Origin of the sequence: Chryseobacterium sp. CCNWLW53 (assembly GCF_037083525.1) — a bacterium.
Lineage (GTDB): Bacteria > Bacteroidota > Bacteroidia > Flavobacteriales > Weeksellaceae > Chryseobacterium > Chryseobacterium lathyri.
In genome coordinates this window covers 203951-217521 of record NZ_JBAOJR010000001.1, presented here as the reverse complement: position 1 = coordinate 217521, position 13571 = coordinate 203951, and the positions used below count along the sequence as shown (strand labels likewise).

Sequence of the window (13571 nt, the reverse complement as noted above, 5' to 3'; positions counted from 1 at the left end):
GATTTTTTTAATCAGTTGATTTTTGCAGGTTACTTTCCTAAATAGGAATTGTACATCCATACTTCTTTTTCCTGTTCAGTAATGTAGTCGCTCATCTGAGAATTGGTTCCTTCATCTCCTGCGGCATCTGTAATGTCCAGAAGCTCTCTCTGCAGATCGATTACTACTTTGAAAGAATTCAGAATAAGCTCAACACTTTTATGGGCATCTGTTACTTCCTTACTTTCTTTAATGGTGGCTACTTTTAAATAGTCTGAGTAGTTGTGGGCTGGGGTGGCACCTAGTGTAAGGATTCTTTCTGCGATCTCATCGATCTTCAATACAAGGCTGTTGTACAGCTCCTCAAATTTAGGGTGGAGGGTAAAGAACTGATCTCCTTTGATATTCCAGTGTGAACCTCTTGTGTTTTGATAAAATATTGAATAATTGGCTAAAAGAATATTTAATTTTTCTGAAATATTCTTACAGTCAGCTTCTTTCAGGCCGATAATGCTTGCATTTTTCATATGTTTATTTTTTATGCTAACAAATTTAGAAAATATTATGCCGAAAACACAGGTTTACGATTGATGATACTTATCTTTGATATTTTTATAATTGATCTTAAAAATGCAGTCATTCCGAAATATAGGACTAAGAAATTTTTTTATATCGTTTGCTGTTTTTTTTACGGTGTGTTTATCATACTATATAAACTCGGTTTCAAAAACAGGAGGTCATTATATTTATCTTTTGGATGATGCCTATATTCATTTAGCAGTGGCGAAAAATTTTGCGCTCCACAATGTCTGGGGAATTACAGAATATAAGTTTTCTTCCGCCTCTTCCTCGCCATTATTTACATTTATCATCAGTGTTCTAATTAAAATAGTTGGGAATAATGATCAGATTCCGCTGTATTTTAATGCTGTTTTCAGTGTTGGGATTATTTATTTTCTGACCCAATATTATGGAGATATTTTTAATGATATAAAAAAGACATTTTTAGCGGTAATCTTCACGTTATTTTTTGCTGTTCTTCATTTACAATTGCTTGCGGGGATGGAACATATCTTTCAAGTATTTCTTTTTGTAGTAAATATCTTTTGTTTTTTCCGGTGGCATAAAAATAAATGGGCACTTGTTGGTTTTTATGGTACCATTCTATTGATGGGGCTAACGCGCTTTGAAAGTATGTTTTATTTTACAGTAATGGCTTTTGTTCTGATCTTACTTAAAAAATGGAAGGACGCTGTTGGAGTGCTGCTGGCTGGCTTTATCCCGATTCTTATTTTTTGTTATTTTAATAATCAGCAGTCTGGCTACTTCTTTCCCAATTCTGTGGTGGTAAAAGGAACAAAACTGAGTTTCGATTCACATTTCCTGATTCAGCTTAAAGCTATTGTGCGTGATAATTTTTTATTGAATATCAGCTTTTATAAAATAGGTCTGTTTCCTCTTTTATTATGTACCATCTTTATAGGTAGAGATTTAAAAAGTAAAACGTTCCGGGAGGCTGTTGAGAATAATTTTTTTCTTATTATATTTTCTTTAACGACGATCTGTCATTCCATGTTTGCAGATTTTAAAGGACTCTTTCGCTATGAAGCTTATCTTCTTGTGGGATTTTCAATGGCGCTTATTCCAAAGGTTAAAGATCTTTTCTTGGATTTTAAAAAGTATTGCAGAACAGAAATTCTTATCAGCATACTGATTGCCATGAATATTCTCCTTTTAATTTATAAAGGCTGGATCGCTCATCAGGTAATTGATAATGGAGGGAAAAATATTTATGAACAGCAGATACAGTCTGCGAGATTTTTACATACTTATTATAATAACTCTAAAGTAGTGGCCAATGATATTGGGGCTATTAGCTACTATACCGATATTCATTTGTTGGATATTATCGGTTTAGGTTCTGAAGAGACAATTGTTTTTAATGAAAACAGAAAAACTTTTGATCATAAGTTTGAAGATTTTCTTACCCATTACTGTCTGAAAAACAAATATGATATAGCAGTAGTATATGATGGATGGTTTCAGGGACATATCCCGGGAAATTGGAAAAAAGCAGCCGTTCTGAAGATTAAAAATAAGGTAACTGTTGCCAGGCTGGAGGTATCTATATATTCTATTAATAGAGATAATTTTCAGCAGCTACAGCAAAATATAAGGAATTTCAACTGGGATAAAAATGTAACGGTCATATTGATGGATTAAACGTAACTAGCTGTTAATTAATTTTTAGTAAGAAATGTTATTTACATCTAAGTGTTTGTTAATTAAAAAAATATTCCTATTTTTGCACCCTAAAATAAAAAGCAATTAAATGCCTACTATTCAACAATTAGTAAGAAAAGGAAGAGCCACGCTTGCCAAGAAGAGCAAATCGGCTGCCCTTGATTCTTGTCCACAAAGACGAGGTGTATGTACGAGAGTATATACTACCACTCCTAAGAAACCTAACTCTGCACTTAGAAAAGTTGCAAGGGTAAGACTTTCTAACGGGAAAGAAGTCAACGCCTACATCCCGGGCGAAGGACATAATCTTCAAGAGCACTCGATAGTATTGGTAAGAGGCGGAAGGGTGAAAGACCTACCGGGAGTACGTTACCACATCGTAAGAGGTGCATTAGACACTGCAGGTGTAAATGGAAGAACACAGAGAAGATCGAAGTATGGAGCTAAGAGACCTAAGCCAGGTCAGGCAGCTGCTGCACCAGCAAAAGGAAAGAAAAAATAATCATTAAATAAGGTACAGAAGCAATGAGAAAGACAAAAGCGAAAAAAAGACCGTTGTTACCAGATCCGAAGTTTAATGATCAATTGGTAACTAGATTCGTAAACAACCTGATGCTTGACGGTAAAAAGTCAATCGCATTCAAAATTTTCTATGATGCATTAGATATCGTAGAAACTAAAAAAGGAGATAACGAAAAAACTGCACTTGAAATCTGGAAAGATGCACTTACTAATGTAATGCCTCACGTAGAAGTACGTTCTAGAAGAGTAGGTGGAGCTAACTTCCAAATCCCTATGCCAATCAGAGCTGATAGAAAAATTTCTATGGCAATGAAATGGTTAATCAAATATTCAAAAGCTAGAAATGATAAGTCTATGGCTTTGAAATTAGCTAATGAAGTAGTAGCTGCTTCCAGAGAAGAAGGGGCTGCTTACAAAAAGAAATCTGATACTCACAAAATGGCGGAAGCTAACAAGGCTTTCTCACACTTTAAATTCTAATTAGAAATGAGTAGAGATCTTAAATTTACAAGAAATATTGGTATTGCCGCACACATTGATGCTGGTAAAACTACCACTACAGAAAGGATTTTATTCTATACAGGAGTAAACCACAAAATTGGTGAAGTTCACGATGGTGCTTCTACAATGGACTGGATGGAGCAGGAAGCAGAAAGAGGTATTACTATTACTTCTGCTGCAACTACTTGTTCTTGGAACTTCCCAACTGATCAAGGGAAGCCTGTAGCTGAAACTAAACCTTACCACTTCAACATCATCGATACACCGGGACACGTTGACTTCACTGTAGAAGTAAACAGATCTTTGAGAGTATTGGATGGATTGGTATTCTTATTCTCTGCAGTAGATGGAGTAGAGCCTCAGTCTGAAACAAACTGGAGACTTGCTGACAACTACAAAGTAGCGAGAATGGGATTCGTAAACAAAATGGACAGACAGGGTGCTGACTTCTTGAACGTTGTAAAACAAGTAAAAGAAATGTTAGGATCTAATGCAGTTCCAATCGTTTTACCAATCGGTGCTGAAGAAGATTTCAAAGGTGTTGTAGACTTAATTAAAAACAGAGCGATCATCTGGGATGAAGCTGGACAAGGTGCTACTTTCGAGGTAGTTCCAATTCCGGAAGACATGAAAGATGAAGTTCTTGAATACAGAGAGAAATTAGTAGAAGCTGTTGCTGACTACGATGAGACTTTGATGGAGAAATTCTTCGAAGATCCGGATTCAATCTCTGAAGACGAAATCAACGAAGCTCTAAGAAAAGCTACTATTGATTTATCTATTATCCCAATGACTTGTGGTTCTTCATTCAAAAATAAAGGAGTACAGTTTATGCTGGATGCAGTATGTAAATATTTGCCTTCACCATTGGACAAAGATGATATCAAAGGTACTGACCCTAGAACTGACGCTGAAATTACAAGAAAACCAGACGTAAACGAGCCTTTCTCGGCTCTAGCATTTAAGATTGCTACTGACCCGTTCGTGGGAAGATTAGCATTCTTCAGAGCATACTCTGGAAGACTAGATGCAGGTTCTTATATCTTGAACACCCGTTCAGGTGATAAAGAAAGAATCTCAAGAATCTATCAGATGCACGCTAACAAGCAAAATCCTGTAGAATATATTGAAGCAGGAGATATTGGTGCAGCGGTAGGTTTCAAATCTATCAAAACAGGTGATACAATGTGTGACGAGAAAAACCCAATCGTTCTAGAATCGATGGTTTTCCCTGATCCGGTAATTGGTATCGCTGTTGAGCCTAAAACTAAAGCTGACCAGGATAAAATGGGTAACGCTCTAGCTAAATTAGCTGAAGAAGATCCAACATTTACGGTTAGAACAGACGAGGCTTCAGGACAAACGATTATCTCTGGTATGGGTGAGCTTCACTTGGATATCATTGTAGATCGTATGAGAAGAGAGTTCAAAGTAGAAGTAAACCAAGGTCAGCCGCAGGTAGAATACAAAGAAAATCTTACAAAAGTTGCTCAGCACAGAGAAGTTTACAAAAAACAATCTGGTGGTAAAGGTAAATTTGCGGATATCGTATTCGAACTTGGACCAGCTGACGAAGGTAAAATAGGTTTAGAATTTATTAACGAGATCAAAGGTGGTAACGTTCCTAGAGAATTTGTTCCTGCTATTGAAAAAGGCTTTAAAGCTGCAATGAAAAACGGTCCTTTGGCTGGTTTCGAAGTTGAAGGTATTAAAGTAGTTCTTAAAGACGGATCTTTCCACGCAGTGGATTCTGATGCACTTTCTTTTGAAATGGCTGCTAAATTAGGATTTAAAGAAGCGGGACGTGCTGCTAAGCCAGTAATCATGGAGCCTATTATGAAACTGGAGGTTGTAACTCCGGAAGAATATATGGGTAATATCATTGGTGACCTTAACAAGAGAAGAGGTACCATCAGTGGTCAGGAAGAGAAAAACGGAGCTGTTGTAATTAAAGGTTCTGTTCCACTTTCTGAAATGTTTGGATATGTAACCACTCTAAGAACACTTTCATCAGGAAGAGCTACTTCTTCTATGGAATTAGAGAAATACCAGGCTACTCCACAAAACGTTGCTGAAGAAATCATTGCTAAAGCAAAAGGTTAATTTTTTAAACTAAAGAAATGTCACAAAGAATCAGAATAAAACTAAAATCTTACGATTACAACTTGGTAGACAAGTCTGCTGAGAAAATCGTAAAAACGGTAAAGGCTACTGGTGCTGTTGTAAACGGACCAATTCCATTGCCAACAAATAAGAGAATCTTCACGGTGTTGAGATCTCCACACGTAAACAAGAAAGCTAGAGAGCAGTTCCAATTATCAGCTCACAAGAGACTGATGGATATCTACTCTTCTTCTTCTAAAACTGTTGATGCTCTAATGAAATTAGAGTTACCAAGCGGTGTAGACGTTGAAATTAAAGTGTGATAATTGCATACTTTGCAATGATTATAGAATCCGTTCCTTTTTAGGAACGGATTTTTTTTTGAATATTGAATATAAAACTGCTTGGTTATAAAATAAAAACTATTAAAATCACACCTTTTCATCATTTAGCTCTTTATAGAGATAAGTCTACTTTTCCCTGTTCCTTTTAATGATGCTCCAGGATCCTTAAAATATCCCTATAACAGCTCTGGGCTCATTTATGATCTGATAATGCTTAGTCATATCCGGGTGAGATATGTCAGCTTGATTTATTTATTTAGAATTAATAAAAATAATAATTTCGTAAAAAATTATCAGATGAATAAAGTAGTATCCTTTTCTTTGCTTGTATTGGGTGGGATTTTTGTAAACGCACAGCAAGTGAATGATTCTATTAAAAAATCAAAAGAGATTGATGAAGTAGAATTATTTGGTGAAAAAAAGAAACAGCCGGTAGGCTTAGAAGCTATTACAAGGCTTCCCTTGAAAACCAGAGATCAGATCCAGAGTATTTCAGTGATCTCCCATAAAGCCATTGAAGAGTTGGGAGCCCTTACAGTAACTGATGTTGCTAAAAATGTACCAGGCGTAACCCTGTTCTCAAGCTATGGAGGAGGAAGTGAAAGTATGTCTATCAGAGGGTATCGAGGAGTGCCTGTATTGAAAAACGGAGTTCAGATGGATTCGGATTTCCGTACAGCAGGAATGATCACAGATATGCAGGGTGTTGAAAGCATTCAGGTTATTAAAGGATCAGCAGCCGTGAGCCAGGGAATAGGAAACGGTTTGGGCTCAGCAGGAGGTGTGATTAATGTAGTAACCAAAAGACCACAGTTCATAGATCAGACCAGTGTAGGTTTCCGCTACGGAAGCTGGGATTTTTACAGACCTACAGTAGATTTTCAGAGAGTTTTGGATTCTCAGGGTAAAGTAGCTGTAAGGTTTAATGGAGCTTATCAGAAAAATAATTCTTTCAGATCTCATGTTGAAGGAGAGAGAATTTACATCAATCCATCCGTATCTTATCGCCCGGATGATAAAACAGAAATTAATGTAGAGATGGACTATCTTCATGATAATCGTACTCCTGACAGAGGAACCATTAATACAGCACCGGGTGATGTGGAAGCATTATACCATATGCCGAAAGGGAAGTTTTTAGGATATACTTCTGACTATTCAAAAACAGAGACCTTTAATTTTGCCACAACAGTGGTTCGTAAGCTTAATGATAAACTAAAAGTAAGAGCTGCATTTATTAATTCTACAAGCAGTTCAGACAGTGAAGCCTCTTCCATATCATTACCGACTAACGAAACGAATTATAATATCCGGCAGCATACTATCGGGAAATCTCAGGGAGAAGATATCAATAAAGTATTGCAGTTGGATTTCATTGGTGAGCAGGTGAAAACAGGATTCATCAATCATACTTTCCAGGTTGGATTTGACTGGAGGGAAACGGAAACATCAACCGTCACCTATGAAGCCTATAAAAATTCCATTGCCCCTGAAAATTTAATTACTGCCCGCCCAACAAAAATTGGTTCTATAACGTATGGTGCCAATCCTCTTGATATTTTCGATGTTGTCAACGGAAATATCCCGAACCAAGTTCCTGTCAATGTAATTTATAAAAATCTTGGGCGTTCAAACCCTGTCCTTACACCAAGCATTGGTGCTATGGCTCAGGATGTAATGTCAATCAGCAAATATGTGAAAGCCCATTTGGGAATCAGGTACAGCAGACTGAACGGGTCTTCTAATGAAACGGTAGATACATGGAACCCATCTTTTGGAGTGATCGTTTCACCGATTCAGAATATCAATATTTTCGGATCCTACACCACGACTACCTCTTTAAGAGCTTCTAATAATATCCTTCAGGCAGGTGGAAAAGTAGGAGCATCGCATACAAAGCAGTGGGAAGCCGGAATCAAATCTGACTGGTTCAATGAAAGATTGAGATTTAATGTTACTTTATTTGATATTAACACAGATAATCTTTCATTCCAGATCCTTGATAAAAATTATCAGCCAATAAAAGATGATAAAAATAATATCCTTTACGGACTTGCCGGTAACCTGAGAAGAAAAGGAATGGAAGTAGAGTTGATCGGAAGAATTCTTCCTAACCTTCAGGTAATGTCCGGATGGGCATATCTGGATGCCCAGTATCAGGAGAGTCCTGCCTATATCAATGGTTCTGCGCCAATGAATGCCCCGAAGCACACCGCAAACGGATGGTTGAACTATAAATTTATAACAGGAGCATTAACGGGTCTGGATGTGGGAGCAGGAATCTATTATGTAGGGAAAAGGCCTGTGGATGAATGGACTCAGAAGACATTTACAGCAGGCCATCTTAACAGCGTAAAAGCTGGAGATAAGCCTTTTGATATGCCGGAATATACTACAATAGATGCACAGGCAGGGTACACCCTTAAAAATGGTTTGGGGCTAAGAGTATTCTTCAACAACATTTTCGATTCTGTGGGATACAGTTCGTACTTCAGAGGAGGGTACATCGATCAGATCCAGCCTAGAAATTTTGCAGTACAGGTAAACTACAAATTCTAATCTTATGAAAAATATAAAAAAAATATTTTTGGCTTTTGCTTTTGGAACACTATTCGTATCATGCCGTTCCGAAGCAGAGCTTTCCGACGAAGAACTAAAATCCATATATGAAAAAGAATTCAGGGATTTCTATAAAGCCAACCATATGAATAATGGCTGGCCGCAGAATACCTGGAATAATGGGATGCCCGGTATAAAGAAGATCCGCTTCGGAAAAGATTTACCTTCAGTCAGTACAAAAGCCATTCAATCTGAAGAAATACCCTTCGGAAAAAAATAATAAACATTCATTCATATCAAATTTTAATTAGAAAACATTAAGGCAGTCCTTCTGTCTTAATGTTTTTGTTTTTTTAAACCATTCAATCTTATTTAAGGCACCTGAAAGATGAAAAGTAAAGCAGGATCAATAATCCGGTTAAATTTTTCATTCTTTTCCACTGTTTCCCAAGTTTCTTTACTTCCGATTCAAGTTAATTCTATAAATTTATTATTTAAAAGAATTGATAGTATGAGTCATAAGAACAATAATCTCTTTGAGAAGTTTTCAGATTGGGCAACCAAATTTACAGGAAGTTCATATGCATTTATCGGAGCCGTACTTATTGTTGTAGTATGGGCAGCTTCAGGACCTATTTTTGATTATTCTGAAACCTGGCAGCTGGTCATTAATACCGGTACTACCATTATCACTTTCTTAATGGTCTTTTTAATTCAGAAAGCCCAGAACAAAGATTCCAAAGCCATACAAATTAAGCTTAATGAGCTTCTTGCGGCTAATGAAAAAGCCAGCAACAGAATTGTGGATATAGAAGACCTTACGGAAAAAGAACTGGACCAGCTTCACTGCTATTATGAAAAGTTAGCCGATTTTGCGGAAGAAGACAACGATATCCATACCTCGCACTCAATAGATGCAGCTAAAAGAAATCAGAACTACAAACATGATATCTTTAAAACAAAGCATGAGGAATGGCTTCAGAAACAGCAAGAAAAAAAGGAATCGTAATGATTCCTTTTTCTTTTTTGTATATGTTAAATATTATCTTTTCAGGAAATACCCGAAGTAGCTGCAGCTTCCCGACAGGCTCTTCATGGTTTCCGAATCTGCATATTGGGACTTCAACTGCGCAAAATACGTTCTGTATTTCTGATTCCTGATATTATCAAGTTCAGTCTGGTGCGCCTGTTCCTTTTCAGAATACTGAGGATCCGAATAGCTGATTTTTGCTGCATTTTTTGCCTCATACTGATAATACTTTCCTTGCTCCGCGCTGGCCATCTGGAAAAGGACTCTTGCTCTCTGTTCTTTGTCTTTCGATAGCTTCAGGGTCTTTTGGTAATAATTGATCGCGAGGTCAAAATTATCCGGCTCCACATAAGTGGTATAAAGGAAGTTCTTATAATAATATTTATAAGGATTTTTTCTGTCCGTATTCCAGAAATCGTACTTTCCGCCGTTGGTGTTATCAATGTCCATCACAAACAACTGGCGGTAATATCCTAAGCTGGAAGTGTTGTACAATAGGTTTCCGATAAGCTGGCTGGCTTTTGCTGCCTTTTCATCTGTTCCGCTACCGATTTTTTTAAGCTGGATCAGCGCATCCGCCAGTTCCAGTTTATTCATGCTGGCTTTAATGAAAGGAAATGCAGAATAATCTTCGGCTTCCATACTTTCAGTTTCAGGACTTCCAAAACTTTCCCATACATTGTGTCCGAAAACAAGATTCGAAATATCCCTGAATCCATTATATTCGCCGGCTGCATACTGCTTCGGAGTAATTTTTTCACCTTTATCCGTCCAGTCATAATTCATTCTTGGAATTCCAGCAAATCCCTGGGCTTTTTCATAATAAGATTTAGCCTTTTCAAAATCTGCCTGCTTCATGGCTCTGTCACCATAGATCATGCTGAAGAAAGCATCTATATTGCCTACATTGTCCATATTCTTGGCGATGATCTGCTGTTCAAACTGAGTCTTATTCGGTTTTTTGTAAAAGTCTTCAACACTTTTTACCAGACTGGAATTCGGGTTATACTGAAGATCCGAAAGCTTATTGCTCATCAGGAACGATTTTCCGTCTTCTCCCTGCAGGAAATAGCGGTTGGCAAGAACATCTTTAAGGAAATCTGCCGTAGATGGAGTTTCTCCATAATAATCATAATCAGATACGGCAGTACTGTCTTTTTTCACTTCTTTCTTTACAAAATAATCAGCATAGTCTTTCATCAGATGATCCTCAAATTCCGCATCGATCTTAGGATGCGAAACAATATCATTCAAAACCTTCATTCTTTTTATTTCTTCAAGATATTCCGGGTTTGTTGTTTTGATATCCTCCAGAATCTCCGAGCTTCCTTTGTAATCTTTTTTCAAAAACTTAAGATAAGCATCTGCTATCTGCCAGTATTCATCCTTAGATACTTTTTTAGTTTTTTCTGTGAATTTTTCCAGGTCGTCCAGGTAATCTTTGGTCTTTTCGTCGTATCCGTAACCTGTTTTTGTATAGAAAGGAATTCTGTCCGGGTTGTTCAGCAGTTCATCATCGCTCTGATCATTCTTTTCTCCAGCCACGCTGTCGGACTTTGATCCTCCGAAAAGGTTTTTGAAGAATCTTACAATCTTCTGCCAGAATGAAAGCTTTTCTTCTTTTTTTACTTCAGCAGGTTCTGCCTTTGCATCCTTGGAAGTTGTGTCATGGTCATCAGCATTTCCCTTCTGCATGTACACATTGTCGGAAGCATCCGAAGTATAATAATAGATTGGCAGATAACTTCTTTCCAGCTCGTTGATACTTCTTACCGCCATTACTTTAAGGATCTCAGAATCCGGATTAATGTCATACATCTTTTCCATGATAGGAATGGGATTCGTAAAGCCTTCATAGCCCAATAAGAAGTAAGCCATATTCTTTTCATCATTGGTGCCAGCCCTCTTCATAATATTGCTGAAAGAAGCTGTATCCGAAAGTTTCATCGAGACAAAAGCAGATTCCTTACGGTCTTTGCTGTTCATGAAAACCTGGAAGAAGTTCCAGTTCGCATCAGCGTTCATTTCCTTTCCTCTCTGGGCACCGGCAAGCTGGTCAAGGGCCATAAAATATACCGTACCTTTCTGCTTGATCGGTTCTATGTACGTTCTGAAAGCCTCCAGGGCAGCGTCATAGTTTCTGGTGTAATGATTGAAACGTACCAGCTGATATCCGTAACGCTGCTTGATCTCCGGATTTCTTGCTGCATTGTATAGAGAAGTCAGTGCATTGACTGTCTTGGCGTAATCAATGGATGTAGCATTTTGCTTTTTTGAAGGACCATAGCTGTAAAATGAGTCAGGACTTTCAACATAATTAATGCTCATATAAGGTTCCAGATACTTGGCTTCAATTAAATAATCGATGCCTTCTCTGTACTTTTGGTAGAATCCTGTTCCCAGTTTCTGTAGCAAAGGATTTGTTGGTGCTCCGTTTTTCAAAGCATTAAGATCGCTCATGCTGATCTTGTATACCAGGTTTTCTGTTTCCGCGTAGTTCAGTTGGTTGTTGAAAAACTTTTTCCACGTTTCAATATTGTCGTCAGGAATCGGGTTGCCTTTGTAGTCTCCGTAAAACCTGTTAGAATAAGTGAGCAGGAAGGGCAGATAAGATTTATCCTTTATAATGCTTTGTGTAAAAAGATTGAAATATTCATAATCCGGGTCTGACCACGCGCAGGCGTCAGATTTGGTGTAAAACAGCGATAGAACCGCCATTGAAAGAATATACTTTTTCATATAGTTGATAGGTGTTTTTATTTTGTAATTCAGTTTCAACAGGTTTAAAGCTCCATGATCTGCTCAATCAGCAGAACCATAAATTTAGAAATTCCTGTTACTTACAAATTTACTATCTAATTGATAATAAATTATATTAAAATCATGTATTTTTTTCTCCAGAAAACGGGTAACATCCTGAAGCTGGTCATCTGATATTTCTTCAACCTTTATCCTGAATCCTTTACTTAGAAAACTTCCGAAATAGAAACCGTCTCTGGTGATTTCAACTTCATTATCCGAGATCTTTTTAAATCCGGGGTTTTTAAGGTCTTTTCTGGATAAAGCATTAATGAGCTTATGCTTTTCAAGATGATTGGTAACAATTCCCCAGGAGTAAATCGGCAGTGCTACTTCAATTTTTTTAACAGGATAATCCTCCAGTTTGGAAAGGTAGCTTTTTAAAACCGTCACGTCCAGAATAGAATTTTTGTTGGAGTTCTCCAGTGGTGAAGAAGTAGAGTAGCACATCAGGTAGACTTTTTCTACCGGTGGTACTCCGGTCTGACCTTTGTCTTTAACCTGATGAAGGCGTAGGGTACAGGTGATCTCTTTTCCGGAAACTCTTTTCAGCTCCTTTAAAAATTTAAAATAATCATTCCTGGTTCCGGCTGTCCAGTCACAGTCAATCTGAATTTCATTATGAATCTTTAAATCATATTCTTTGGCTTTCTTCTGAATCAGATTATGAATGTTTTTTGCAAGAAACCTGATCTCTTCCGTAGAAATATGATACATGGACTGGTTCGTGATAAAAACAGTCGGCACGATTTGCTTATCTGTCTGAAAACTCCTGTCTTTGGTTATAACAGCAACCGGCTGAAATTGTCCGCCGGATTTATCTATGTCAAAAAATCTGGTGTACAGATAGGGAACTTGACCCTTGTCTAAAGCTTTTTTCTCTTCCTGATCCAGCTTAAGATTTGTTTTCCAGTAATAAAAAGTATAAGGATGGTTCTTTTTCCTGCTGCACGAAACAATGAGAAGCAGGACAAGCAGGACCTTTAATACTTTCATCGTTTATACAGTTTGCTTTCGCAGGAACAGATATCCTGTGTTCCGCTTTCCATGCTGGAGCAGCAGTCTTCAGATTTCTTAATGTTTCCTTTTTTATCCGTCAGGTAGATGTTATCCTTATCGAATTTCACATAAAAATTTTCACCGTATGTTTTGAAATCTACCTTCATTACTTTTGGATTGTATTTTCCGGCATTTACTTCCTCGGTGGTTTCAGTGCTGTCCGCCTGATTTACCTGAACAAATCCGAAATAAACATCACCGTTTTTCTTTACATCCAAATAATAAGATGGGGTTCCCGATCCGCTGAATCCTTCAATGATATTAAAGCTTCTGTAGCCTACAAACGGTGCTTTTGTCTGAGCAAAGGATAAAATGCTGATGCACAAGATCACTAAACTTAAAATCTTTTTCATATATTTTTTTTCAAAAGTAAAAATATTTAATCAAAAATTAAACCGTAAAAACCCGGAGATTGCTTATTTAGGGCATTT

General features: G+C 37.3%; 12 protein-coding genes. 8 read left to right on the top strand and 4 right to left on the bottom strand.

The features are described 5' to 3' along the window. Positions 1–29: 29 nt before the first annotated feature. Complete coding sequence (locus tag V6R96_RS01065; protein WP_111957050.1) at positions 30–506, bottom strand: Dps family protein; 477 nt, start codon at positions 504–506, stop codon at positions 30–32. A gap of 103 nt (positions 507–609) precedes the next feature. Here V6R96_RS01065 and V6R96_RS01060 point away from each other — a divergent pair, with 103 nt between their 5' ends. The 8 genes from V6R96_RS01060 to V6R96_RS01025 all read left to right on the top strand — a co-directional run bounded on the left by V6R96_RS01060 (position 610) and on the right by V6R96_RS01025 (position 9261). Beyond that, on the top strand, positions 610–2202 hold the full coding sequence (locus V6R96_RS01060; RefSeq protein WP_336377732.1) for a hypothetical protein: 1593 nt from the start codon (positions 610–612) through the stop codon (positions 2200–2202). Positions 2203–2311: 109 nt separating this feature from the next. After that, positions 2312–2725, top strand: coding sequence for a 30S ribosomal protein S12 (gene rpsL, locus V6R96_RS01055; RefSeq protein WP_002983146.1), 414 nt, complete (start codon positions 2312–2314; stop codon positions 2723–2725). 23 nt (positions 2726–2748) lie between these two features. Beyond that, positions 2749–3225: a 30S ribosomal protein S7 gene (rpsG, locus tag V6R96_RS01050; protein WP_007839548.1), complete on the top strand. Its 477-nt coding sequence runs from the start codon at positions 2749–2751 to the stop codon at positions 3223–3225. Positions 3226–3231: 6 nt separating this feature from the next. Then, positions 3232–5349 carry an elongation factor G gene (gene fusA / locus V6R96_RS01045; RefSeq protein ID WP_111957054.1) on the top strand — a complete coding sequence of 706 codons (2118 nt, stop codon included), beginning with the start codon at positions 3232–3234 and terminating at the stop codon, positions 5347–5349. Between the two features lie 17 nt (positions 5350–5366). After that, the gene (gene rpsJ, locus V6R96_RS01040) at positions 5367–5672 is read left to right on the top strand and encodes a 30S ribosomal protein S10 (RefSeq protein WP_002661363.1); all 306 of its coding nucleotides are present in this window, start codon (positions 5367–5369) and stop codon (positions 5670–5672) included. A gap of 318 nt (positions 5673–5990) precedes the next feature. Then, positions 5991–8252 carry a TonB-dependent siderophore receptor gene (locus tag V6R96_RS01035; protein ID WP_336377731.1) on the top strand — a complete coding sequence of 754 codons (2262 nt, stop codon included), beginning with the start codon at positions 5991–5993 and terminating at the stop codon, positions 8250–8252. A gap of 4 nt (positions 8253–8256) precedes the next feature. Further along, on the top strand, positions 8257–8532 hold the full coding sequence (locus tag V6R96_RS01030; protein ID WP_336377730.1) for a hypothetical protein: 276 nt from the start codon (positions 8257–8259) through the stop codon (positions 8530–8532). A gap of 231 nt (positions 8533–8763) precedes the next feature. Further along, on the top strand, positions 8764–9261 hold the full coding sequence (locus tag V6R96_RS01025) for a low affinity iron permease family protein (RefSeq protein WP_111957058.1): 498 nt from the start codon (positions 8764–8766) through the stop codon (positions 9259–9261). A 33-nt stretch (positions 9262–9294) separates the two neighbouring features. Here the strand turns inward: V6R96_RS01025 and V6R96_RS01020 are convergent, their stop codons facing one another. The 3 genes from V6R96_RS01020 to V6R96_RS01010 form a co-directional block, all read right to left on the bottom strand. Continuing rightward, entirely contained in the window at positions 9295–12021 is a 2727-nt protein-coding gene (locus tag V6R96_RS01020) for a hypothetical protein (RefSeq protein WP_336377729.1), read from the bottom strand. An 84-nt stretch (positions 12022–12105) separates the two neighbouring features. Further along, the gene (locus V6R96_RS01015; protein WP_336377728.1) at positions 12106–13077 is read right to left on the bottom strand and encodes a hypothetical protein; all 972 of its coding nucleotides are present in this window, start codon (positions 13075–13077) and stop codon (positions 12106–12108) included. Beyond that, entirely contained in the window at positions 13074–13493 is a 420-nt protein-coding gene (locus tag V6R96_RS01010; protein ID WP_336377727.1) for a hypothetical protein, read from the bottom strand. Before V6R96_RS01010 ends, V6R96_RS01015 begins: the two co-directional genes overlap by 4 nt. Positions 13494–13571 lie beyond the last annotated feature (78 nt).